The sequence below is a fragment of the Pseudarthrobacter sp. As-47 genome (assembly GCF_058215595.1).
Map to the genome: position 1 here is coordinate 928,369 of NZ_CM177088.1, position 24,248 is coordinate 952,616.

At 66.2% G+C, this 24,248-nt stretch carries 22 protein-coding genes; 14 read left to right on the forward strand and 8 right to left on the reverse strand.

What is annotated here, in order from left to right; all coding sequences use genetic code 11:
• The first annotated feature begins 84 nt into the window (after positions 1–84).
• From gcvP to AC4BCK_RS04345, 3 genes are all read left to right on the forward strand, one after another.
• Positions 85–3,021, forward strand: coding sequence for an aminomethyl-transferring glycine dehydrogenase (gene gcvP / locus AC4BCK_RS04335; protein ID WP_400513030.1), 2,937 nt, complete (start codon positions 85–87; stop codon positions 3,019–3,021).
• Positions 3,022–3,032: 11 nt separating this feature from the next.
• Positions 3,033–4,190, forward strand: a complete 1,158-nt coding sequence (gcvT, locus tag AC4BCK_RS04340) for a glycine cleavage system aminomethyltransferase GcvT (protein WP_490566630.1) — start codon at positions 3,033–3,035, stop codon at positions 4,188–4,190.
• 318 nt (positions 4,191–4,508) lie between these two features.
• Entirely contained in the window at positions 4,509–5,948 is a 1,440-nt protein-coding gene (locus tag AC4BCK_RS04345; protein ID WP_364272235.1) for an L-serine ammonia-lyase, read from the forward strand.
• A 12-nt stretch (positions 5,949–5,960) separates the two neighbouring features.
• Here the strand turns inward: AC4BCK_RS04345 and AC4BCK_RS04350 are convergent, their stop codons facing one another.
• Positions 5,961–6,506 (reverse strand): TspO/MBR family protein, encoded by a 546-nt coding sequence (locus AC4BCK_RS04350; RefSeq protein WP_174179650.1) that lies wholly within the window; start codon positions 6,504–6,506, stop codon positions 5,961–5,963.
• Between the two features lie 109 nt (positions 6,507–6,615).
• Between AC4BCK_RS04350 and AC4BCK_RS04355 the strand changes: the two genes are divergently transcribed.
• The 3 genes from AC4BCK_RS04355 to AC4BCK_RS04365 all read left to right on the forward strand — a co-directional run bounded on the left by AC4BCK_RS04355 (position 6,616) and on the right by AC4BCK_RS04365 (position 10,733).
• Positions 6,616–7,749, forward strand: a complete 1,134-nt coding sequence (locus tag AC4BCK_RS04355; protein ID WP_251425840.1) for a lipid II:glycine glycyltransferase FemX — start codon at positions 6,616–6,618, stop codon at positions 7,747–7,749.
• Between the two features lie 65 nt (positions 7,750–7,814).
• Complete coding sequence (locus AC4BCK_RS04360) at positions 7,815–9,161, forward strand: peptidoglycan bridge formation glycyltransferase FemA/FemB family protein (protein WP_490566631.1); 1,347 nt, start codon at positions 7,815–7,817, stop codon at positions 9,159–9,161.
• A 51-nt stretch (positions 9,162–9,212) separates the two neighbouring features.
• Positions 9,213–10,733, forward strand: coding sequence for a threonine/serine exporter family protein (locus AC4BCK_RS04365; RefSeq protein WP_246256347.1), 1,521 nt, complete (start codon positions 9,213–9,215; stop codon positions 10,731–10,733).
• Between the two features lie 24 nt (positions 10,734–10,757).
• Here the strand turns inward: AC4BCK_RS04365 and AC4BCK_RS04370 are convergent, their stop codons facing one another.
• Positions 10,758–11,597: a siderophore-interacting protein gene (locus AC4BCK_RS04370; RefSeq protein ID WP_364319355.1), complete on the reverse strand. Its 840-nt coding sequence runs from the start codon at positions 11,595–11,597 to the stop codon at positions 10,758–10,760.
• A 14-nt stretch (positions 11,598–11,611) separates the two neighbouring features.
• A complete protein-coding gene (locus tag AC4BCK_RS04375; RefSeq protein WP_490566632.1) occupies positions 11,612–12,382 on the reverse strand; it encodes a uracil-DNA glycosylase in 771 nt (256 codons plus the stop codon).
• A gap of 141 nt (positions 12,383–12,523) precedes the next feature.
• Between AC4BCK_RS04375 and AC4BCK_RS04380 the strand changes: the two genes are divergently transcribed.
• The 5 genes from AC4BCK_RS04380 (at position 12,524) to groL (ending at position 17,143) form a co-directional block, all read left to right on the forward strand.
• Complete coding sequence (locus tag AC4BCK_RS04380) at positions 12,524–12,853, forward strand: DUF3263 domain-containing protein (RefSeq protein WP_174179640.1); 330 nt, start codon at positions 12,524–12,526, stop codon at positions 12,851–12,853.
• A 50-nt stretch (positions 12,854–12,903) separates the two neighbouring features.
• On the forward strand, positions 12,904–13,551 hold the full coding sequence (locus AC4BCK_RS04385) for a LytR C-terminal domain-containing protein (protein WP_490566633.1): 648 nt from the start codon (positions 12,904–12,906) through the stop codon (positions 13,549–13,551).
• Positions 13,552–13,743: 192 nt separating this feature from the next.
• On the forward strand, positions 13,744–13,950 hold the full coding sequence (locus tag AC4BCK_RS04390; protein WP_139028133.1) for a cold-shock protein: 207 nt from the start codon (positions 13,744–13,746) through the stop codon (positions 13,948–13,950).
• A complete protein-coding gene (locus tag AC4BCK_RS04395; RefSeq protein WP_251425853.1) occupies positions 13,947–15,221 on the forward strand; it encodes an ABC transporter substrate-binding protein in 1,275 nt (424 codons plus the stop codon). Before AC4BCK_RS04390 ends, AC4BCK_RS04395 begins: the two co-directional genes overlap by 4 nt.
• A 287-nt stretch (positions 15,222–15,508) precedes the next feature.
• A complete protein-coding gene (gene groL / locus AC4BCK_RS04400; RefSeq protein ID WP_066273856.1) occupies positions 15,509–17,143 on the forward strand; it encodes a chaperonin GroEL in 1,635 nt (544 codons plus the stop codon).
• 84 nt (positions 17,144–17,227) lie between these two features.
• On the opposite strand, the gene AC4BCK_RS04405 is transcribed toward groL, so the two are convergent.
• A complete protein-coding gene (locus AC4BCK_RS04405) occupies positions 17,228–18,535 on the reverse strand; it encodes an ABC transporter substrate-binding protein (RefSeq protein WP_174179637.1) in 1,308 nt (435 codons plus the stop codon).
• A gap of 205 nt (positions 18,536–18,740) precedes the next feature.
• On the opposite strand from AC4BCK_RS04405, the gene AC4BCK_RS04410 reads away from it, so the two are divergent.
• Positions 18,741–19,703 carry a ribonuclease HI family protein gene (locus AC4BCK_RS04410; RefSeq protein WP_174179636.1) on the forward strand — a complete coding sequence of 321 codons (963 nt, stop codon included), beginning with the start codon at positions 18,741–18,743 and terminating at the stop codon, positions 19,701–19,703.
• Positions 19,704–19,708: 5 nt separating this feature from the next.
• On the opposite strand, the gene AC4BCK_RS04415 is transcribed toward AC4BCK_RS04410, so the two are convergent.
• From AC4BCK_RS04415 to AC4BCK_RS04430, 4 genes are all read right to left on the reverse strand, one after another.
• Positions 19,709–19,996: a WXG100 family type VII secretion target gene (locus AC4BCK_RS04415; protein WP_174179635.1), complete on the reverse strand. Its 288-nt coding sequence runs from the start codon at positions 19,994–19,996 to the stop codon at positions 19,709–19,711.
• Positions 19,997–20,102: 106 nt separating this feature from the next.
• On the reverse strand, positions 20,103–21,611 hold the full coding sequence (locus AC4BCK_RS04420) for a sensor histidine kinase (RefSeq protein ID WP_174179633.1): 1,509 nt from the start codon (positions 21,609–21,611) through the stop codon (positions 20,103–20,105).
• A gap of 2 nt (positions 21,612–21,613) precedes the next feature.
• Positions 21,614–22,324 carry a response regulator transcription factor gene (locus tag AC4BCK_RS04425; RefSeq protein WP_104186151.1) on the reverse strand — a complete coding sequence of 237 codons (711 nt, stop codon included), beginning with the start codon at positions 22,322–22,324 and terminating at the stop codon, positions 21,614–21,616.
• 72 nt (positions 22,325–22,396) lie between these two features.
• Positions 22,397–22,897, reverse strand: a complete 501-nt coding sequence (locus AC4BCK_RS04430) for a DUF427 domain-containing protein (RefSeq protein WP_174179631.1) — start codon at positions 22,895–22,897, stop codon at positions 22,397–22,399.
• 208 nt (positions 22,898–23,105) lie between these two features.
• Here AC4BCK_RS04430 and AC4BCK_RS04435 point away from each other — a divergent pair, with 208 nt between their 5' ends.
• Complete coding sequence (locus tag AC4BCK_RS04435; RefSeq protein ID WP_066273863.1) at positions 23,106–23,363, forward strand: hypothetical protein; 258 nt, start codon at positions 23,106–23,108, stop codon at positions 23,361–23,363.
• A gap of 5 nt (positions 23,364–23,368) precedes the next feature.
• The gene (locus AC4BCK_RS04440; protein ID WP_174179629.1) at positions 23,369–24,238 is read left to right on the forward strand and encodes an FHA domain-containing protein; all 870 of its coding nucleotides are present in this window, start codon (positions 23,369–23,371) and stop codon (positions 24,236–24,238) included.
• The last annotated feature ends 10 nt before the right edge of the window (positions 24,239–24,248 follow it).

The following is a 24,248-nucleotide window of genomic DNA, read 5'->3' on the forward strand; positions in this document are numbered from 1 at the left end:
GGCCGGCCACGCGGAAACTCTCAGGTCCAATACAGAGCGGGGAGGGACACGAATCGATGTGGCGTACTCTGCGCCGCCCTATTTATGGAGTTCCTCGTGACTGTATCTCCGGCCTCCGCCGCCCCGGCCGCCACCACACCTGCTTCTGCCGAACCCGTTTCTGCCGCAGCCTTCGTTGACCGGCACATCGGCGCAAGGCGCCAGTCCGACGTCGACACCATGCTCAAGGCAGTGGGTTACGACACCGTGGACGCGCTGGTGGATACCGCCGTCCCCAAGGACATCCGGCAGGATTCCCCGCTGGAACTGGCAGGCGCGCTGAGCGAGGTGGAGGCCCTCGCGGAGCTCCGCAGGCTGGCCGCCAGGAACAAGACCGCCGTGCAGATGATCGGCCAGGGCTACTACGACACCGTGACGCCGCCGGTGATCCGCCGCAACATCCTCGAAGGACCGGCCTGGTACACCGCCTACACCCCGTACCAGCCCGAGATTTCCCAGGGCCGGCTCGAGGCGCTGCTCAACTTCCAGACCATGGTGCAGGACCTGGTGGGCCTGCCCATCGCCAACGCCTCCCTGCTGGACGAAGCCACCGCCGTGGCCGAGGCCGTGCTGATGATGCGCCGGGCGAATAAGTCCACCGGACAGAATGCCGCTGCCCGCGACGGTAAGACTGTGCTGGACGCCGACTGCCTGCCGCAGACCATTGCCATTGTGAAGGGCCGCGCCGAAGCGCTCGGCTTCGAGGTTGAAGTGGCGGACCTTTCCCAGGGACTGCCGGACGGTGCCATCAACGGGATTGTCCTGCAGCAGCCCGGTGCTTCCGGCCGGGTCTGGGACCACTCCGCGGTGATCGCCGGGGCCAAGGAGCGCGGTGCGCTGGTCACGGTTGCCGCCGACCTCCTGGCCCTCACCCTCATCACCCCTCCGGGCGAGCAGGGTGCGGACATCGCCGTGGGCTCCGCCCAGCGCTTCGGCGTCCCGCTGTTCTACGGCGGCCCGCACGCGGCCTACATGGCTGTGCAAAAGGGCCTTGAGCGCTCGATGCCCGGCCGCCTGGTGGGCGTTTCCAAGGACAACGCCGGCGTCCCGGCCTACCGCCTTGCCCTGCAGACCCGCGAGCAGCACATCCGCCGCGAGAAGGCCACGTCCAACATCTGCACCGCCCAGGCGCTGCTCGCCATCGTGGCCTCGATGTACGCCGTCTACCACGGCCCGGAGGGCCTGAAGGCGATTGCACTGTCCGCCCATACCCACGCCAGGAGCCTGGCTGCGTCCCTCAAGGCCGCAGGCCTCGATGTGCTGCATACCAGCTTCTTCGACACCGTCACCGTTTCGGTGCCGGGCAAGGCTGCCGGAATCGTCGCCGCTGCCGAGGCAATGGGCATCAACCTGCGCAGCATCGATGCCGACACCGTCGGCTTCTCAACCGATGAAACCACGACGCCGGACATTGCCGGCCGCGTCCTCGAAGCCTTTGGCGTGGACACCCCCGGCGTCCCGGCCACGGCGAAAGGCAACGCAGCCTTCGCGCTGGACACCGCCGTCGAACGCTCCACCGATTTCCTGCAGCACCCGGTGTTCAATACGCACCGTTCCGAGACCCAGCTGCTGCGCTACATCCGCCGCCTTTCCGACCGGGACCTGGCGCTGGACCGCACCATGATCCCGCTGGGGTCCTGCACCATGAAGCTGAACGCCACGGCCGAGATGGAAGCCATTTCCTGGCCGGAGTTCGCCTCGATCCACCCGTTTGCCCCGGACTCCCAGACTGCGGGCTGGCGTGAGCTGATTGCGGGCCTGGAGGCGGACCTTGCCGAGATCACGGGCTATGACCAGGTGTCCATCCAGCCGAACGCCGGGTCCCAGGGTGAGCTCGCGGGCCTGCTGGCGATCCGCGGCTACCACCACTCCCGCGGTGACCAGCAGCGCAACGTCTGCCTGATCCCGGCCTCGGCGCACGGCACCAACGCCGCGTCCGCGGTCCTGGCCGGGATGAAGGTTGTGGTGGTGGCCACCGCTGCGGACGGCACGATCGACCACGCCGACCTGGAAGCGAAGATCGAGGCCCACAAGGACGTCCTCTCGGCCATCATGATCACCTACCCGTCCACCCATGGGGTGTACGACTCCGATGTCCGTGAGGTCTGCGACGCGGTCCACGCCGCCGGGGGACAGGTGTACGTTGACGGTGCAAACCTGAACGCTCTTGTGGGCCTGGCGCAGCCGGGCAAGTTCGGCGGCGACGTCTCGCACCTGAACCTGCACAAGACCTTCTGCATCCCGCACGGCGGCGGCGGACCCGGCGTCGGACCGGTTGCTGCCAAGGCACACCTGGCACCCTTCATGCCCGGCAACGCCGCCACCTGGACCGAAGGCAACGACGTCCCCATCTCCGCCTCCAAGTTCGGATCCGCGGGCGTACTGCCCATTTCCTGGGCCTACGTGAAGCTGATGGGCGGCCAGGGCCTGACCGAGGCCACCAAGTCCGCACTGCTCGCTGCCAACTACGTGGCAGCACGGCTGAACGACTTCTTCCCGGTCCTGTACACCGGCGAAGCCGGCCTGGTGGCGCACGAGTGCATCCTGGACCTGCGCGAACTCACCGCCCGCACCGGCGTCACCGCGGAGGACGTGGCCAAGCGGCTCATCGACTACGGTTTCCACGCCCCCACGCTGGCTTTCCCCGTGGCCGGCACGCTCATGGTGGAGCCCACCGAGTCCGAGGACCTGGGGGAGATCGACCGCTTTATCGAAGCCATGATCGCCATCCGCGCCGAGATCGACCAGGTGGCGAACGGTGACTTCACTGTGGCGGACAGCCCGCTACGGAACGCACCGCACACCGCTGCTGCCGCCATCAGCAGCGACTGGGACCGGGCGTACCCGCGCGAGCAGGCCGTGTTCCCGGTGAAGTCACTCAAGCAGGACAAGTACTTCCCACCGGTTGGCCGCATTGACGGCGCCGCCGGAGACCGGAACCTGATTTGCTCCTGCCCGCCGCTCTCCGAATTCGAAAACTGAGGACGCCTGCCATGGCTGAGAAGCGCACCGCCCTCTATGACGAGCATGCCAAGCTCGGTGCCTCCTTCACCGACTTCGGCGGCTGGCAGATGCCCCTGAAGTACAGCTCCGAACTGGCCGAGCACCACGCCGTCCGTAACGCCGCCGGCCTGTTCGACCTGTCCCACATGGGCGAGGTCTGGGTCACCGGGCCGGAGGCCGCCGCGTTCCTGGACTACGCGCTGGTGGGTAAGATCTCGGCCATGGCCGTGGGCAAGGCCAAGTACTCGCTGATCTGCACTGAGGACGGCGGCATCATCGACGACCTCATCACCTACCGCCGCCCTGCGGCGGACACCGCAGGAGACGGGACCGACCGCTTCCTGGTGGTTCCCAACGCAGGCAACGCCAAGGTGGTGGCCGCGGCCCTGGCCGAACGGGCCGCCGGCTTCGATGTCACCGTGGACGACGCCTCCGCGTCCACCCCGCTGATCGCCGTCCAGGGTCCCAAGGCACAGGAGCTGCTGCTGCGCCTTGTACCGGCTGCCCGGCACGGCCTGGTCACGGAGCTGAAGTACTACGCCGCCGTGGAGGTTCCGTTCCTGGTGGGAGGCGCCGGGCAGGAGCTCCTGCTTGCACGTACCGGCTATACCGGTGAGGACGGCTTCGAGATCTTTGTGGCGAACAACGACGCCCCCGCCCTGTGGCAGGCACTCGCCGCCATCGCGGAGGACGGGGAGCTGACGCCGGCCGGGCTGGCTTCGCGCGACTCCCTCCGCCTTGAAGCGGGGATGCCGCTGTACGGGAACGAGCTCTCACTGCAGGGTGACCCCTTCGCCGCAGGCCTGGGACCCGTCGTCGCCCTCTCCAAGGAAGGCGACTTCGTGGGAAAGGCCGCCCTGGCCGCCAAGAAGGAGGCCGGGGCCGGCTCCTCCGCAGGCCGCAGGCTTGTGGGACTCAAAGGACTGGGCCGGCGCGCCGGCCGCGCACACTACCCCGTGCTCAAGGACGGCAAGCCCGTAGGCGAAGTCACCTCCGGGCAGCCCTCACCCACGCTCGGGTATCCGATCGCCATGGCGTACGTTGACGTTGAGTTCACCCAGGCCGGCACGGCATTGGACATCGACCTCCGGGGCAAGGCGGAGCCGTTCGTCGTCGTCGATCTCCCGTTCTACAAGCGCGCCACGTAGGTGCACCCGGCCTGACTTACGTCCGGGGACGCCGGACCGGACATTTTCCGCGTGCCCTGGGCCCACGCCGTCAGGGTTCCCTGGCCGAGCTTGCGAGGTTAGGGAGACGGTGGGGAGCACGCTTTCGAAAAGTCCGGCTCCGCCGGCCCCTCGCGGTCCTGTCACCTTAGGTGACGGCGTAGGCGGCTGGGCGGATTCCGGAGGCGGGCGTCTAAGGGAGCGTCACGTCCGCTTAGCGGGCGTCTTCGCGACCGAGCCCGCGGAGGAATTCGGCCGGTCGCACCCAACCCACCACGAACTCTTTAGTTAGGAACCACCATGGCTGTTGGCGTCTTTGATCTTTTTTCGATCGGGATCGGACCCTCGTCTTCTCATACTGTGGGGCCGATGCGGGCTGCTGCTGTGTTTGCGGAGGAGTTGAAGGCTTCGGGGGTGCTGGCGGGGGTGGCGTCGTTGCGGGTGGATTTGTATGGGTCGTTGGCGGCGACGGGTCATGGGCATGGGACGATGACGGCCATTTTGCTGGGGTTGGAGGGGTTCCATCCGGAGCTGATCTTGCCCGGTGAGGTGGAGGAGCGGCTGGCCGCGATCGCTGAGACCGGGACCCTCCAGCTCGCTGGTGCGGTGGCGTTGCCGTACGGGGTGAAGGACATGGTGCTGCGGCCCTTGACGGTCCTGCCCAGGCATACGAACGGGATGACGTTCACGGTCTCCGACGCGGCCGGCGAGGTACTGCATGCGGCGACGTTCTTTTCGGTGGGCGGCGGGTTCATTGTCCGTGAGGGTGAGGAGGACGCGGCGCTGCTGGAGCTGGAGGAGTCCAAGAAAGAGCTGCCGCTGCCGTTCCGGACCGCTGCGGAGCTGCTGGAGCATTGCCGGGAGACGGGCCTGGGCATCAGCGATGTGATGCGGGTGAACGAGGAGGACAGCCGCACCCCGGGGGAGATCCGGGCGGGGCTGCTGCATATCTGGTCGGTCATGGAAGGCTGCGTGGCCGCGTCCCTGAAGCGGGAGGGTGTGCTGCCGGGCGGGTTGAAGGTCCGGCGCCGTGCCCCGGACTGGTATGACCGGCTGCGGAAGGAAAGCGCCCGGCCCGGCGGCGCCGGTGACGAGAATGGGGCCGGGGACGAGTTCCATGATCCGAAGTATTGGCAGGAGTGGGTTAATTTGATTGCTCTTGCGGTGAATGAGGAGAACGCCTCCGGTGGGCGGGTGGTGACGGCGCCGACGAACGGGGCGGCGGGGATCATTCCGGCGGTGCTGTATTACGCGCTGCATTTCGCACCCGGGATGGAGAACGCGTCCCAGGAGGACCGCGACGACGTCGTGGTGCGTTTCCTGCTCGCCGCGGGCGCGGTGGGGGTGCTGTACAAGGAGCAGGCGTCGATTTCTGGTGCCGAGGTGGGGTGCCAGGGCGAGGTGGGGTCGGCGTCGTCGATGGCCGCTGCGGGCCTGGCTGAGGTGATGGGCGGGTCTCCGGCGCAGGTGGAGAACGCGGCGGAGATCGCGATGGAGCACAACCTGGGGTTGACGTGTGATCCGATCGGCGGGCTGGTCCAGGTCCCGTGTATCGAACGGAACGCGATCGCGGCGGCGAAAGCGATCAACGCCGCGAAGATGGCGCTCTGGGGCGACGGGTCCCACCGCGTCTCGCTGGATGAGGTGATCGTGACCATGCGCGAGACCGGCAAGGACATGAGCTCCAAATACAAGGAAACGGCCATGGGCGGCCTCGCCGTCAACGTCGTCGAATGCTGACAGCTTGAACCTTCAGTTGTGGACGGCAGCCCACCAGTTCAAGGTGGACGCAAAGACCAGCCACGCAATGTAGGGGAGCAGCAGCAGTCCCGCGGTCCGGCTGATGGGGCCGAAGTAGAGGACCGTCACCGTGACCGCGGCGATCAGGGCCACGATAATGGCCATGGCCAGCCACAGGGCGGCCGTGCCCATAGCGGGATAGAGGCCGAAGAACACCGGAGTCCAGGCGAGGTTCAGGCCCAACTGGACCGCGTAGGCCGTCAACGCCGGCCTGGTCTTGGGAGCCCTCTTCCGCCACACGAGCCACGCAGCCACCGCCATGGCTGTGTAGAGCAGGGTCCATACCGGGCCGAAGAGCCAGTTGGGCGGCGACCAGGGCGCCTTGTCAGCCGTGGCATACCACCCGTCCACATTGTCAACGGTGGAGAATCCGCCGAGCCCGGCCACCAGGAAGGATGCCACCAGGAATCCGGCCAGCACCGCTGCCTGGACCCGCGCGCTGTACGGCTGGCCGCTTCCATCCGGCGGGGATGACAACTCTTCACGGTTAGGCTGCATGCCTCCACCCTTGCCAACCGGTCCACCCGAGTCAAGGGCACGGGCCGCGGCAGGCACGGGCCGGCTGCTGAAAAGCCGTGGGGGCTTCAGGCTTTAGACTTGAGGCTGCATGTCCGCACGCAGACACGAGTACCGAAACCGCGCACGAAACCGATTGGACACGGCCCCCTTGCGAGAATTTACCGCACGTTTTGCCACAGCCGAAGAGATTGAAAACTGGGACAAGCACGTCACGGCCAACCCCAACGGCGGCAACATGCTGCAGTCCGCCGCTTACGCTTCGGTAAAGAACGGCAGTGGCTGGAAAGTCCGGTTCCTGGTCCTCGAAAACGGTGGATCGGCCAGCTACAACCTGGTGCTCGAAAAGAAATTCCCCGTGCTGGGCCGGCTGTGGTACCTCATCAAGGGACCTGACCTGGCGGCGGCGGCGGACCTCAAAGCGGCGCTGGAGGCCTGCGCGGCTTTCGTGCTCAGCCGGAAGCTCAACGTCTTCACCATCAAGATCGAGCCGGACATCCTTGACTCGGAGGAAGCCCAGGCACACCTGAAGGTGGCGGGCCTGGCCAAGGCGCCCAACATCCAGTCCAACGACTCCACTGCGCTGCTGGATATCTCCGGCCCCGAAGAAGTGGTGTTCAAGGCCATCTCCTCCCGGGCGCGTAACGCCATCCGACGGGCCGAGCGGGAAGGCTGCGAAGTGGTCCGCAAGGAACACGGTCCGGAAACCTACCGGGCCCTCTATGACCTGATGGCGGACACCGTCAATGCCAAGGGCTCCATGCCCCTGCGCAGCTACGCGTATTACGCTGCGTTCTGGGACGAATTCTGCAACCGCGGCCAGGGCAACTTCTTCTTCACCTATGAAGACGGGAAACCCAGTGTGGGAGCCTTCGTCATCAACTACGGTGCCAAAGCCACCTACAAGGACGGCGGCTCCACCCAGAACCGCAAACAGTACGGCGATTCGCACCTCGTCCAGTGGGCTGCCATCCGGCGCATGCAGGAGCTCGGCTGCACTGAATACGATTTCTGCGGCACCCCGCCGGCCTCACAGATCAAGGACAAGAGCCACAATCTCTACGGGATGGGCATGTTCAAGACCAGCTTCACCAAGACTGTCACCGATTTTGTCGGCTGCCACGACTACGTTCTCTCGCCCCTGAAGCACCGGCTCTGGGTCAAGGGAGCAGAGAAGGTGTTCCGCCGGATCGAAACTGCCCGCACCGGCCAGCAGTTCTACTGACCCGGAAGACCGGCCGCAGCTGACTGCCCAGCCACCCGCCGCCGGGCCCCGCCCACATCCTGCCTATGCCAGCCCCCATCCGTGAAGAAGGTAATCCCTTGACTGCAATATCCGCCGCCGACCTGGAGTTCGCCATGCTCAGCGACGCCGAATTCGAGCAGTTCGCGCTGAAGCACCCACAGAACAGCTTCCTCCAGTCCCTCGACTTCGCCCGGTTCCAGCGTGCCCGGGGACAGCAGGTTGAACTTTTCGGAGTGCGCCGCGACGGCGAACTGGTGGCGGCCGGCAAACTGAACTACACCACCACGCGCCTCGGCTACACGGTGTGCGAGTGCGCCAAGGGCCCCCTGATGGACTACACGGACCCTGGACTGGTGCGCGCCGTCGTCGAACTCCTCCGCAAACGCGCAGCGGAGCGGAAAGCCGCCGAGCTCCGGATCTCCCCGAACCTCAGGTACATAGCCCGCGATGCCGACGGCGCGGAACACCCCGAAGTGGAGGACAACAGGCCGCTGGTGGCACAGCTCGGCGGGCTGGGGTTCCAGCACCAGGGGCTGGACATGAACTTCGTGAACGTGAACTGGATGTTCATCAAGAGCCTGGAAGGCATCCAGGACGCGGAGGAACTGATCATGGGAACCAGCTACCGCACCCGGAAGGCCATCCGCAAAGCGGAAAAGAACGGTGTTTTCCTGGAGCAGGCAACACTGGAGACCCTTGATGAGTTCTACGGCGCCCTAAGCCGGGCCGGCGACGAAAAGGGCTTTGTCTACCGCGAACGCGCCTACTATGAACAGCTGCTCCGCACCACGTCGGCCGAGTTCACCAAGCTCATGATGGCCAAGATTGACATTCCCGCCTACCGGAAATCCATTACGGAGCGGCTGGCCGCGGAATCGGAAACCGCGGCAGAGCTCCGCCGCGAGGTGGAGGAGACCGGCAGCAAGAAAAAGGCCAACCGGCTCAAAGTGGTCCAGGGCCTGGTGGACAGCTACGAGCGAAGCCTGAAGGACATCGAACGTTTTCCGGATTCGGTTGGCGTTGCCACGGTGGCCGCCATCCACTTCGTCTGCTACGGCGACGAAGTGGTCTGCGTCATCGGCGGCACCGTGCAGGACTACATCTACTTCAACGGAGCCACCTCGCTGTACTGGGGGATGATGCTCCACGCCCTTGAGAAGGGTTACCCGCGGTACAACTTCTACGGTACGTTCGGCATCTCCGGCCAGGACGAGGAAGGCCACGGCGGCTACGAGTTCAAGAAGGGCTTCGGCGGCGAAGTGTTCCAGCTCGTGGGCGACTTTGTGATGCCTGTCCGCCCTGCCGTGTTCCGCGCCAACAGGCTTGCCCGCGCCGCAGCGGGGGCCGCCCGCCTCCTGCTGGGCAAGCTGCCCCTGCGGCGCTCCGCCTGACGCGCTCCGCAGCACACACGCTGCACACCACCACAACGGGAGGAGGGACCCATGACCGACCGGCCTGACTATCCCGGCGGCGGATCACCAAAGGCAACGCCATCACCGAAGGCACCGCCGCGCACGGACGGCCTGCCCAAAACCGAGCCTCTGACCCCCTCCCAGCTGCGGCAGAATGCTGCGGCGAAAAGGATGCTGCGGCGCCTGGTCCAGGGCGAGAACCCGCCCACTGCTCCCATGAGCATCGTGGACAGGCTCACCGGCAGCCCCTATGCGAACCCCATGATCCAGGTGGGCGGCGTGGACACGTCCGCCCGGAAGACCCTGGACTTCGCGCTGCACCTGGCCGAAACCATGTTCCGCTACGGTGCTGGTGCCCTGGAGGTTGAAACCAGCATCATTGCCGTCACGGCGGCGCTGGGCCTGAAGAACATCGAAGTGGACATCACCAACCAGTCGGTGGGCATCAACTACGCGCCCAAGGACCAAACCCCCATTGCGCTGCTGCGGGTGGTCCGGTCCTGGACCAACAACTACGCAGGCCTGGCCAAGGTCCACCAGCTGGTGACGGACATCGTTGCGGGGGGAGTGGGGCGTGACGAGGCGATCCGCAGGCTGGATGAGGCCATCACCAGTCCCAAGCCGTTCCCCCGCTGGATGGTGACGGCGGCGTTCGGGGTCTTTGCCGCAGCGTTCGTTGCTGTGCTGGGCGGCGGGCCGGTGTCCTCCGCCATTGCGTTCGCCGTCAACATCGGCGTGAGCCTGCTGGCCCGCCAGCTGGGCCGCTGGCGCGTGCCGGACTTCTTCACCACCGCCAGCTGCTCCTTCGCGGTGACCCTGCTGGCTCTGCTGTTGTGGCAGTTTGGGCTGACCACCTCTCCGGCGATCGTGGTGGTGGGCGGAATCCTCCTGCTCCTGCCCACAGGCCGGCTGGTCTCCTCCGTGCAGGACGCCATCAACGGCTTCCCCGTGACCGCGGCGGGGCGGTTCCTTTCCACCCTGCTGACCTTTGGTGCGCTGGTAGCGGGCATCGCCGTCGCTTTTGTGGTGGGCCAGCTGACCAGCATGCAGGCAATCGACGTGACGCAGACCTTCCCGCCCGCCTACGACCTGTGGGTGCTGGTGATCCTGGTTGCCGTGGCGGTGATGGCCATCGGGGTGACCGAGCAGACAACCTGGCAGCTCCTGCTGCCCACCGCGGCGGTGGGCGTCGCGGGGTACCTGGTCCTGCTGGGCGGCGGCCTGCTGGGCATTGGCGACCGGTTCTCGCCGGCCCTGGCTGCCGTGGTGATCGGCCTGCTCGCACGGGTGGTCGCTCTGCGCATGGGCGCACCCCAGCTGGTGGTGGCGGTGCCGGCGGCACTCATCCTGCTGCCCGGCCTCACCATTTTCCGCTCCATGTACGTCCTGACCATCGAGGAAGCCGAGATCCTGCTCGGCGCCGGCGGGATGCTCAACGCCGGTGCCATCGTCCTGGGAACTGCCGGGGGGATCGTGCTGGGCGATACCCTCGCGAGGCCGCTGACCCGCAGCCTGGCCAGCAACGAGCGGCGGCGGGCCCGCCGCCGCTGACCGGGCCGGCCTGGATCTGTCCTCCTAGATCTGACCTACGGGCAACTTCTTCTCGGCCTGGAAGACGTCCTCGACGCGGCCCCTGGCCCAGTAGCCGGACAGGGACACCTGCTTGCGGTCCAGTCCGCGCTGGACGAACAGGACATCCCGGAGTGCCTTCATGTACCCCCGCTCGCCGTGGGCAAAAACGTCCACCCTCCCCGCGGGCCAGTCAGCCTCCGCAACGGCCTGCACCAGGAGGTTGCTTTGGCCGGCGGGGACACCGCGGCGGAAGAGCCAGTGCAGTTCCAGCCCGGCCGGTGCGGCAATCGGCTGGATGTCGGCGTCGGAATCGACCTCGAGGAACGCGACGCCGGCCGCTTCCGCCGGCAGGGATTCAATGCAGGCGGCGATGGCGGGCAGGGCCGCCTCATCTCCGGCGAACAGGTACCAGTCGGCTTTGGGGTCCGGGTTGTACGCACCCCCCGGGCCGGTGAAAGTCAGGGTGTCGCCTGGCTCGGCCCTGGCCGCCCAGGGGCCAGCCAGCCCCTCGTCGCCGTGGACCACAAAGTCGATGGCAAGTTCGCGGGCCGCGGTATCCACCCAGCGGAGGGTGTATGTGCGCGTGAAAGGCCATTGTTCCCGGGGCATGGTTTCCCGGATGCTCCACAGATCCAGGGGTGAGGGATACGGGACCCCCGGCTGCGGAAAGACGATCTTGACGTACCGGTCAACAAAGCCGTTATTGACGAAATCGGCGAAACCGTCCCCGCCCGCGACAATCCGGACCATCTGCGGCGCCAGCTGTTCCCGGCGGACCACCGTGAGGTTGACCTGGGGGCGGCTTTTCTTGCTGGCGCTGGTGGAGGCGGGAACAATGCTCATAAGGCAAGCCTAAGCTAGGGCACCGCCGGAAGCTCCCAGGTTACGTCCGCGGCCCCCTGCTCCCGCAGGAGCTTGTTGACGCGGCTGAACGGGCGGGAGCCAAAGAAACCCCGTGACGCGGACAAGGGGCTGGGGTGCGCGCTGGACACTGCCGGGACCCCGGGCAGCAGCGTGCGCACGCTCTCGGCGTCCTTCCCCCACAGAACCGCGACCAGCGGCAGGGGTGACCCGTCCGGTGCCCGCCGCGCGCCCAGCGCCTCGACGGCCGCCGTCGTAATGTCTTCCCAGCCCTTCCTCCGGTGGGATCCCGCAGATCCCGCCCGTACCGTCATCACCCGGTTCAGGAGCAGTACCCCCTGCCCGGCCCATGCGGAGAGGTCACCATGCACCCTCGGCGGGATTCCCAGGTCGGCCTCCAGCTCCCGGTAGATGTTCGCGAGGCTCCTGGGAATGGGCCGGACGTGCGGGTCAACGGCGAAGGACAGCCCGACGGCGTGCCCCGGCGTGGGGTAGGGGTCCTGTCCCACAATCAGCACCTTCACGTCCGCAAGGGGCTGGCGGAAGGCCCGCAGGACGTTCGACGGCGCCGGCAGGACCCGGTGACCGTCCGCCACTTCGCCTGCCGCGAAGCGAAGAACGGCGCGAAGTTGGGCGTCCACGCCGGAGAGTGCGGCGGCCCAGTCCGGGGCCATCAGCTCTGCCAGCGGCAGCTGCGCCAGCCCGGCGAAGCCGGTGCTGCCTGCAGGTTCCTGCTCCAGCTCAAACAAGGCGTCCAATTCAAACATCAGTCCATTCTTGCAGGCGGCGGGAGGCGCCGGCCGGACCGTACGGTGTGTGCGGCGGGGCTATGCGCAAATGACAATGGTGTTGTTCGTCCGTAGCATGGGGGTCAGACATTTTACGTAACCAGCTAAGGAGAGTGCGCCGTGGCGGAGCCAGCTCGGGAGCACCTGCCGGCGCAGGAACAACGGAACGCCCTGCTGGCGGATTTCACCCTGCGGGAGTCGCCGCTGAGCGAGCGGGACCAGCAGATGCTCGCCCTGGAGCGGCAGTGGTGGAAGTATGCGGGCGCCAAGGAGCAGGCCATCAGGGAACTGTTCGATCTGTCCGCCACGCACTATTACCAACTCCTCAACGCCCTGATCGACACCGAGGATGCGCTGGCGCATGACCCCATGCTGGTCAAGAGATTGCGTAGACTACGTACTTCGCGTCACCGTGCACGCACTGCACGCCGACTGGGGTCCGACGCATAAGACGCTCACGCTGAGTCCTCAGCAGCTACACACAAGGATGTCTCTCTCCCATGACCAAATACGCCCGCGATGAATTCGACAAGGTCCCGGAGACCGCGTCGCGACAAGGTGTACACCGCACAGCCTCCGCTCCGGCGCGGGTCCGTCTCTGGCCCATCCTGACTGCGGGGATTGCTGCGCTGGCCATCGGCGTGGTTTCTTTCCTGATCCTGCCCAGGCTCGGATTCGACGGTCCGGCAACCCAGGCGTCGTCGAGCCTGGAAGCAGCACCGCTGGCCGGAACCGGATCGACTCCGTCCGCCGCGCCGGACCCGTCAGACGTCCCCTCCACCGAGCCTGAGCCGTCGCCTTCCTCCGAACCTGCCGGCGCGGCAGGAAACGGGACATCGTCCAGCCCCCAGAGCACTGCGCAGGCCGCAACAGTGGATAAGGCCCAGGCCGTGGCGGTCTACAACGCTGCCGGAACTGCCGGGCTGGCCAGCCGCGTGGGCGGAACCCTGCAGACGGACGGGTGGACACTGGGCCAGGTAGGCAACTGGGCAGGGGCACCCCAGCAGGGCTCCATCATCTTCTACGCGGGAGCGGCGCAGGAGGCCAACGCGCAGGCCCTCGCGGAACTTGTGGGCGTCCCCACCGTGGTGGAGAGCACCGAATTCCAGGTTCCCCTGGTGGTGGTGCTCGGCCCCGGATACCGGTAGGCCGGGGTTCCCAACAGGGCGCCTCACGCCACATCCGCACGGGTGAAGGCCGGGGTCACGCCTGAATAACGTTTGCGGCCGGCCATGCTGTGCCCCGGCGCTGCCGGCGAGCATTGGCTAGAGTGAATTCCGGGCTTCGAGCCACGGCGGCACCGGCGCAGCATCCCGGACCTAACGGAAAGAGTGGTCATCATGGCACGAGGAACCGTCAAATGGTTCAACGCGGAAAAAGGCTACGGCTTCATCACCGTTGACGGCTCCGGGGACGACGTTTTTGTCCACTGGTCCGCCATCCAGGGCGAGGGCTACCGCGCACTGGACGAGGGCCAGCGCGTGGAACTCGAAGTTGGCGAAGGCGAGAAAGGCCCGCAGGCCGAAAGCGTCCGGCCGGCCGAGTGAAGCACCCGTTTTCCTCCGCTGCACCCATCCGTCCGTTGTTCGCCGCAGCCCTCTGCGGCACTCTCGCCCTTACCGGCTGTTCCGGGGTGACCGGAAACGCGCGCACGGAACCGGCGGAGGCCTCAGGTGACGGCACGCTGCGGGTCGGCCTCATCCTGGACAACACCGGTGCCAACAGCTTCCTGAACGGTCCCCAACTTGCTGCCGCCAAGCTTGCCGTCAAGGAAATCAACGCTGCCGGCGGGCACAAGGGCCGGCCGGTGGAACTTCTCCCCGTTGAAACAGGCCAGGACACAGCGTCCCAGGCGCAGTCCCTGGTCCAGGCCACAGCGGATGTGGTCATTGGCCCCACCGACTCCAGCCACGCCTCCGCAGCCGTCGACATCCTCTCCAGGGCGCGGACGCCACTGATTTCGCCTGCCAACACCGCGGCCGGGCTCAGCAGCATAGCCAGCGGCGGATACTACTTCCGGACGGCCGCCGCCGATGTCGCGCAGGGACCCGTGCTTGCCAAGCTCGCCAAGGACGCCGGCGCCGCAACCATCTCCGTGGTGTACCAGGAAGGCTCCTACGGCAGCGATGTCTCCGCGGCCGTCTCCGCGTCCGCTGAACAGGCGGGCCTGGACGTGTTGTCAGCGGTGGGCTTCACACCGGGTGACGCGGGATCTGCGGCTGCCTCAATCCGCGAGGCGCAACCCGACGCCGTGATCCTGGTGGCCCGTGACGGCGCGCAGGGCGCCCTCGCTGAGCTCAACAACGCCGCCCTCGCAGGCTCAAGGCTTATCCTGAGCGACGGCGCCTTCAGCCGGTATGGCTCCCGGCTGGGAACCAGGGCCCTGGACGGTGCACGTGCGGTTGTCCCGGGGCAGCTTCCCTCGGCAGGGTTCCAGGAACGGCTGCTGGGCATCGATCCGGCCCTGAAGGACGTGTCCTTCGCAGCGGAGACGTACGACGCCGTGACCCTTGCCGCGCTCGCAGCGGCCAAGGCCGAGGACGACTCCGGGCGTTCAATCGCCGCGAGCCTGGTCTCGGTATCCGGCGGGACCGCTGGCGGAACAGGCCCGGCTGGAACGGCACCATGCGCCAGCTATAAAGAATGCCTGGCAGGCAAGGCGTCCGGTGCGGACATCAATTACGACGGCGAATCGGGCCCACTTGCCTTCGATGCCAACGGTGACATCACCTCGGCCGCCTACACGGTGTTCACATACGGCGCCGACAACAATCCCGCGGCCACCGGCGTTGAAACGGCAGGCCGCACCGCCGGCTGATCGCCCTCGGCGAAGACGCGCCCGCCAGGACGCTTTCCGCTTGTTATTCGCTTGCACTCTCACGTGGGGAGTGCTAATTATTGAGTTAGCACTCTGACGTACCGACTGCTAAGCAAAGCGTGGCTTCGGCCGGCGGCGCCGGCAGCGGTCGAGGAGCGAAGAAACACCTAACTGGAGTGAGACCCACACCCGAAGGCATACAGAGGCCGCCGGAAACGGGTCGTCCGTCGCGGGCACTGCAGCGAAGGTTCATTCTTAACGACTGTCCCGAAAGGACTACTGCCGTTATGGCCAAGATCATTGCATTTGATGAAGAGGCACGCCGCGGCCTTGAGCGGGGCCTGAACATCCTCGCCGACGCCGTTAAGGTCACCCTCGGCCCGCGTGGACGCAACGTCGTCCTCGAGAAGAAGTGGGGCGCCCCCACGATCACCAACGATGGTGTTTCCATCGCCAAGGAGATCGAGCTGGACGATCCTTACGAGAAGATCGGCGCCGAGCTGGTCAAGGAAGTTGCCAAGAAGACGGACGACGTCGCTGGCGACGGCACCACCACCGCCACCGTCCTGGCACAGGCACTGGTGAAGGAAGGCCTGCGCAACGTTGCTGCCGGCGCCGACCCGCTGTCCCTCAAGCGCGGCATCGAGAAGGCCGTTGAGGCCGTCACCGCCGAACTGCTGAACTCCGCCAAGGAGATCGAAACCAAGGAAGAGATCGCCGCCACGGCGTCCATCTCCGCCGGTGACGAGGAAATCGGTGCACTCATCGCCGAAGCCCTGGACAAGGTGGGCAAGGAAGGCGTCATCACGGTCGAGGAGTCCAACACCTTCGGCCTGGAGCTTGAGCTCACCGAAGGCATGCGCTTCGACAAGGGCTACATCTCGGCCTACTTCGTTACCGACGCTGAGCGCCAGGAAACGGTCCTCGAGGATCCGTACATCCTGATCGTCAACTCCAAGATCTCCAACGTCAAGGAACTGGTTGCTGTCCTGGAAAAGGTCATGCAGTCCAACAAGCCGCTGCTGATCATCGCTGAGGACATCGAGGGCGAGGCCCTGGCCACCCTGATTGTCAACAAGATCCGCGGCACCTTCAAGTCCGTCGCCGTCAAGGCTCCGGGCTTCGGCGACCGCCGCAAGGCACAGCTTGCCGACATCGCCGTCCTCACCGGCGGCCAGGTCATCTCCGAGGAAGTCGGCCTGAAGCTGGAAAATGCCGGCCTGGAACTCCTGGGCCAGGCACGCAAGGTTGTTGTCACCAAGGACGAGACCACCATCGTCGAGGGTGCCGGCGACGCCGACCAGATCGCCGGCCGCGTTTCCCAGATCCGCGCCGAGATCGAAAACTCCGACTCGGACTACGACCGCGAGAAGCTGCAGGAGCGCCTGGCCAAGCTGGCCGGCGGCGTTGCAGTCATCAAGGCCGGTGCCGCAACGGAAGTTGAGCTCAAGGAGCGCAAGCACCGCATCGAAGACGCCGTGCGCAACGCCAAGGCTGCCGTTGAGGAAGGCATCGTCGCCGGTGGCGGCGTGGCCCTCATCCAGGCCGGCGCCAAGGCATTCGCCAACCTGCAGCTGTCCGGCGACGAAGCAACCGGCGCCAACATCGTCCGCGTGGCCATCGACGCTCCGCTCAAGCAGATCGCCTTCAACGCCGGCCTGGAGCCGGGCGTTGTGGTGGACAAGGTCCGCGGCCTGCCCGCCGGCCACGGCCTGAACGCAGCCACCGGCGAGTATGTCGACCTGCTGGCCGCCGGCGTCAACGACCCCGTCAAGGTCACCCGCTCTGCCCTGCAGAACGCGGCTTCCATCGCTGGCCTCTTCCTCACCACCGAGGCAGTTGTTGCCGACAAGCCGGAGAAGAACGCTGCTCCTGCCGGTGGCGACGACATGGGTGGCATGGGCGGTATGGGCGGCTTCTAGCCACTCCTGCCGGGACCAGTCCCGCTAGACACGAATGTGGCCCCCTCTTCGGAGGGGGCCACATTCGTGTCTTACCGCAGGGTGTTACTTGGCGCTGGCCAGCATTCCCTCAACTTCCTTCTTGAATGCGTCAGCGGCCGCCTGGGGCGTGAGGCGGTCGTAGAGCACCTCATCGGTGTAGCGCTTGATGACGTTCTGCACGCTGCCCGCGCCTACCGGCGGAACAGGCGGCGCATCCTTGATGTCGGGTGCGATGTCCTTCAGGAAGCCCACCACCGTGGTGTCGGCAGGCTTCAGGGACGGCGTGATGCTCTCAACGATGTCCGTGTTGGTGGGAACGCCGCGGTCCGTCATCAGGATGGCCCCGGCCTCCGGGCTGTTGGCCAGGTAGTTGATGAAGGTGGACGCGGCTTCCGGGTGCTTGGAGCGTGAGGAGGCGGACCAGAACATGGTGGGCTTGTAGTACATCCCGTTCTCAGCCGCTGAACCGTCGACGCTGGGTGCACGGAGCATCTTGATGCTGCTCCCGGTGGTGGACTCCAGGGACCCGAGCTGGTTGGTCCACCACCATGCCATGCCCACCCTGTTGGTTCCGAAGAGGCTCTCCTCGAGTCCGGCGCCGGAGTCCTCTGTGGCCACCGTGGCCGGCGGGCTTGCCTTGGAGTCGCGCTGCTCCTTAAGCCGTTCCCAGAAGGACGCGGCCGTGGCGGTGTCGAAATCGAGCTTGCCGTCCTGGGAGTACAGGTTCTCCCCGTGCTGGCGCAGCCAGATGATCAGGTCGGCTTCATTGCTTCCGTAGGCTGCGCCGTAGTTCTTGCCGTCTCCGGCGGCGCTGATCTTTGAGGCTGTTGCCATGAATTCCTCCCACGTCCACGTGGTGTCATCCGGGATGGGAACATTGGCTGCTTCGAAGACTTTGGTATTCGCCATGATGACATAGGCGTTCTGGCCGGTGCTGAGTCCGTACTGGGCGCCGTCGTACTGTCCCGAAGCCAGGGCTTCCTCATCCAGCTTGGACGTGTCGATACCGCTTTGCTTGGACAGGTCAAGGAGTGCCCCGCGCCCGCCGTATTCCGCGATGTACTTCTGGTCCATCTGGATGACGTCCGGCGCATCGTTGGCGGCTGTCTTGGTTGCCAGCTTGTCCCAATAGCTGCCCCACTCGCCTGGTTCGGATTCAATCTTGATGTTCGGGTGTTCCGCCTCGAAGGCGTCGATAACCTTCTCAGTCTGGGCGTTGAGGTACTCGTTGCCCCACCAGGCAAACCGGAGGGTTACTTGCTCGTTGCTCTCAGAGCCTGAAGAGGTGCCGCAGCCTGTGGCGAGGAGGGAGAGTGCAACGGCTGCGGCGCCGAGCTGGAACTTCCTCCGGCTGAGGGTTGGGATCGTCATTGATGTGCCTTCCTGGTGCTGAGGGCGCTTTCCGTTGGCTGCCGCGGCACAGTGCCCGGGCTCCGGTGAGAAAACGCTTTCTCGGTTCAATACAGCGATTGTGCCTGCCCGGCTCTCTCCGCGTCAAGTACTTTCGGTAACCGCTTTCCAAGCAATGGCCGCGGGCGGACTCCGGTTTGTCGTGCCCGTCTGGCAGGATGGACCGGTGACGATTACTGCAGCGGCTGACGGTTCGGCCTTGGGAAACCCGGGTCCGGCCGGCTGGGCCTGGTACGTGAATGACGACTGCTGGCGTGCCGGCGGTTGGCCCCATGGGACCAACAACCAGGGCGAGCTGATGGCGGTCCTGGATCTGTTCCGGGCCACAGCCCACCTTCCTCAGGAGGACCTCCGCATCCTCTGCGACAGCCAGTACGTCATTAATTCCATCACCAAGTGGATGCCGGGGTGGAAGCGCAAAGGCTGGCGTAAAGCAGACGGGAAGCCGGTCCTCAATGTGGACCTGCTCAAGGAACTGGACCGTGAGCTTGCCGGCCGGAAATACACCTTCGAATGGGTGAAGGGGCATGCAGGGCATGACCTGAACGAAGCCGCGGACGAACGTGCGCGGGCGGCCGCAACGGCCTACCAGCAGGGCGTGGCTGCCCGCTCCGGGCCAGGCTTTCCGGGTGCCCACCACGCCCACCCTGCGCCGGTGAAACAGGAAGCCAGGGACGCGCCCGCGGAGCCAGGAAAACCGGCAGGGGCCTACGAGGAGCCGGATCTGTTCAGCCAGCTGGACAACCGTGGTTTTGATGCGCCCGGGACTGCCGCAAGGGCGGCTGAAGCACCGGCTGAGGCCGTGGTGGAGGAACTTGAGCGGGAACTGCTGGGCCCGCTGGTGCGCGGGGACATCGGCCGGACTGCCGTCCTGCTCCACCCTGATTTCGTGGAGATCGGCAGCTCGGGCAGGATGTGGACCCGGGACGCCATGATGATGGCGCTCGAGGAGGACCCGGGCGAACGGACGGACATCGAAATTCTGGGCGCCGAACGTGTCGGCGCTGAGGCGGTCCTCCTTACCTACCGCAGTTATGCCCGCTCCGGCACCACCCTCAGAAGCTCGCTGTGGGTACTGGATGGCGGCCGGTGGCGGCTTCGGTTCCACCAGGGCACGCCCGAAGCCTAGGCGCCTCAGCTGAACCGCTGGGTATTGCCCTGCTCCGCCTGCGCGTAAGTGGCTGCTGCTGAGGCAAGTGCGGTGTTGATGGATGCCAGTGATGCCTCCACTCTTCCCTGAGTCATGGTCCATTCCGTAATGAGCGCCTGGAAGTTCGCGGCGGCAGAGCCCCGCCAGGAGCCCTGGAGTTCGTCCAGTCCGCGTTTCATGGCCTGCACGTCGGCGCTGATTCGGTCCATGGTGGCCTGGACGGTGGCGGACTTCAGCTGGAGGAGTTCGGTATCGACGGAGATAATGCTCATGGTGGTGCCTTTCGCTGTACAGCAGCTTGCGCCTGCGGGCCCGGCCGGTCCGGCCCCTTGCCCTCGAGCGTAGAAAACTCCACGGCCACGCTGCCACCGCCAGTGGCTATATGTGCATAACCTCGCCGCCGCTGCCTTGGCTCTTTTCAGCACGGTTCTCTTCCCCGCGCATTCCCGCATCCGGAACGTCATCACGCCGCGGAAGGCTGACCACGAGCGTGGCGCCGCCGCCGTCGGTCTTTTCAACCCGGACGCTGCCGCCGTGGGAGCCCACGATCGCGGCAACAATGGCGAGTCCCAGCCCGCTGCCTCCCGTTTCCCGCGTCCGGGAGGTGTCCGCCCGGTAGAACCGCTCGAAAACCTTGGACGCGTCTTCGTCCGAGATGCCCGGCCCGTGGTCCCGAACTTCTATTACGGAGAGCAGCTGCCCGTCTTCCGCCGTGCGGACCCCCACCGCCAGCTCGATGGGGGTGCCCTCCGGGGTGTAACGCAGGGCGTTGCCCACGAGGTTGCCCACGACCTGGCGGAGCTTGGCTTCGTCGCCCAGCGCCGGTGCAGGCGTGGCCGGGCCGCCGTCGAGGCCGGTCAGCGAAATCACGCGGGACCGGTCGCTGGCTTGGGTGTCCACCACGGCATCATTCGCAATGAGCTGGAGGTCCACGGGCTTTTGCTGCAGCGGCCGCTGCTCGTCAAGGCGGGCCAGCAGCAGCAGGTCCTCCACCATAGAACCCATGCGCTTGGCTTCGCTTTCGATCCTTCCCATGGCTGTGGACACGTCTTCCTTCGTGGCCAGCGCGCCATGCCGGTACAGCTCGGAGAACCCCCGGATGGTCACAAGCGGGGTCCGCAGCTCATGGGAGGCGTCGGCCGCGAACCGGCGCATCCTCGCCTCCGAGGCGGTGCGGGCCGCGAAGGCTGTTTCGATATGGGCGAGCATGGCGTTCAGCGACCTGCTCAACCGCCCGAGCTCGGTGCCGGGGTTTTCGACCTCCACGCGGCGGGAGAGATCGCCGGCAGCGATTGCGGCCGCGGTCTTTTCCACCCGGGCCAGCGGCCGGAAGGACCGGGAGACCGTCCAGCTTGCAATGAGGGACGCGAGCAGCAGGGTCAGCAGCCCTACCCCCGTCACCACCAGGGTGGCGTGCTTGAGGACATCGTCGACGCTCCGCAGGGGCAGCCCTATGGCCACGACAGCTGTGGTCTGGCCGTTCTGCACGGGCACAGCGACCACCCGCCAGTTTTCGCCGTCCGTGCCGCGCACCTGGTAGGGGACTGTCCCGCGCGCCTGGGCCTGCTCCACGGTGATGGAGCTGATGTCCGGGCGGTTATCCGGATCGCCGCCGAACGGGTAGGGCTCCTCGCCGGGGGCGAAGAGAATCAATGAATAGTCCGTGGGGACCATCGGGTTCGTGGGAGCCTGCAGCGGAGTGAAGGAGCGCTGTTTCCGGGCCAGGTCCACAGCTGCATACAGTTTGCCGTCCACCTGCCCCTGGAGGTAACTGTGCAGCAGCGCCAGCGTTCCGGCCCCGGTCACTGTCAGGGCAACTATCAGCAGCGCCATGATCATGGCCACCAGCTGCGTCCTCAGGGACGCGGACTTCCATCGCTGCAGCAAGGTCAGCGCTTTTCTGCCGTCCGGAGCACGTAGCCCACGCCGCGTTTGGTCTGGATCAGTGCGGGGGCGTCGGGGTCGATGTCCACCTTCCGGCGGAGGTAGGAAATGTACGACTCCACGATGGAGGCGTCACCGTTGAAGTTGTATTCCCAGACGTGGTCCAGGATCTGCGATTTGGAGAGCACCCGGTTGGGGTTGAGCATGAGGTAGCGGAGCAGCTTGAACTCGGTGGGGGAGAGCTCAATCACGGTGCCGCCGCGGCGTACTTCGTGCGCGTCGTCGTCGAGCTCCAGGTCGTCCACACGGATCACGGCATCGTCATCCATCATCGGTTGCGTGCGGCGCAGGACGGCGCGGATCCGGGCCACCACCTCGTCGAGGCTGAACGGTTTGGTGACGTAATCGTCTCCGCCGACAGTGAGCCCGGTGACCTTGTCCTCCGTGTCGTCCTTGGCGGTGAGGAAGAGGACCGGGAAATGCTTCCCGGCGGCGCGGAGGCGGCGGGTGACAGTGAAGCCGTCCATGTCAGGGAGCATGACGTCCAGCACGGCCAGGTCCGGGGCGTGGGCATCCGCGGCCGCAAGGGCGTCACGTCCGTTGGCGGCCGAGACGACGTCGAATCCGGCAAACCGCAGCGAGGTGGACAGCAGCTCGCGGATGTTGGGTTCGTCGTCGACAACGAGGAGCTTCGCTTCTGGACCGTTCTTGTTCATGCTCCCATCATGCTCCCAGACTCTGGGAGTTGTCTGGATATTCGTTGGAAGCCAGGTGGGGAAAACGGGAGCTTACCAACCCATGGTCCCGGGTTCGCCCTTGAACGGCCCAGCCACGCGGCCAGTGATCCAGCCGCCGTAGAATCCTCCCGCCTGCGGACGGACACGCTCGCCCTCCACTTCGCAGTAGTCCATCCGGCCGGGGTACACGGCAACGCGGTCAACCAGGGCCTCGTACCCCTTGGCCGGCTCCGGGTAGAACCACGCTGCTGCTTCAGCCACCAACCCGCCGCCGTGGACAGTGAGGTACTGCGCTGCGCCTTTGAACTCACAGAAGCTGCTTCCGGGGGCCGGTTCCAGCGCCCCCGGCCGGAACGCCGACCGGGGCAGGTAGTAGACCGGCGGGTGGCTGGTCTCGAGCACCCTGATCGAGTCAGCGGTATCCAGGATCAGTTCGCCGCCCAGGACGATCCGGATCCTTTCGGTGCCCGGCTCCACGCGTGGCGGCCGGGGGTAGTCCCAGACGGATTCCTGTCCGGGACGGGGGATGGCGGGAGTAACTTTTCGGCGCATGCCTCCAGTGTGCAGGACGGGAACCCAAACCGGAGCGAGAACGTTCCGGGATTCACGCCTTCCGCCGGGTGCAGCACGGGAATACAGTGATGGTGCCGGGCTTGGGCACGTCCCGAATCCGGCACCGCGGGGCCCTCGCGGCACCTGCGGACCCGCGCTTGGCTGTTCCACACTATGATTTCCGGCCCAATGAAGGGGATAGACCATCATGACTGACCTGAGTGCATCCGAAAACACCGCATCCAACGAACGCAGCATCCGGGACTGGGCGGACCTGGCGGAGGAAATGTGGTCATACCTCACAGGCAAGGGTGCCGCGATCAACTACCAGTTCGTTGACATGACCATCGAAGTGCCGCGCGACATCGGCCCCGACGCTCCCCGGGCCACCTGGAAGCTGAACGGCAGCCTGCGCGTCACCACCAGCGACAAGGACGCCGCCGGCTCCGACCTGAACCGTGGCTGACGGATATGGCTGACTACCGCCTGGACGTGGATCTGGACTTCTCGTACACAGATGAGTCCGGATCGGTTACGAGGGGGAGCGCCCGGTCCTCGGGCACGGACGTCACCGTGTCCATGGACAGCCTTTCACCCCTGGGAGGCGGCGGCATCCCGTCACTGGACGAAATCAGGCCACTGGCGGAGATGCTGGCCGGGAAGGGACTCAGTGTCACCCTCTCCGGCCCGGACGGAAGTATCGTCAGCCTGGGTGCGGTGAACAGCCCCGCCTCCCAGCGCCTGGTGACCCGATCGCCCCATATCAAACTGGGCAAGCTGGGAGCACTGGTGCCGATCGTCAGGCAAGGGCGGCGCAAGTCGGCAGCCGTCCCGCTGCTGCCTCCGTCCACCCCATTGCCCCTGCTCCCCACCGTCCGGCGGAAAATCAGCCGCCGGATCACCACCACGCACTACACCCGGGGCAGCGGCCGGCCGCGGCTGATCTTCGTCCAGGACGCCGCCACGTGGACCGGGCAGATCCCCCGGGAGGTGACGCTGGCCGGGGAGAAGACCACGATCGGAAGCGACCCGGGCTGCGACATCATCCTGGAGGGGCTGGAAGGGGTCCACGCCGAAATCAGGCATGACGAGCTGGACGAGTACGTCCTGGTCCCCCACGGGACGGTCAGCGGCAGCGTGGCGCAGGCTGGTCCTTCAGTGCTCCGCACCGGTGCCAGGATCCAGATGGGGCAGTGGTGCCTCGCCTTCTTCCGGGAAGAATTTGCCGACCACGGGCGCCCCTACGGCGGACGCAGCGGTGGAGAACTGGCGTACGAGCGCCCGCAGTTCGATCCGCGGACCGGCACGATGGAAAGGGACAGCTCGCGCGGGGTGACCTGACAGGTGCCAC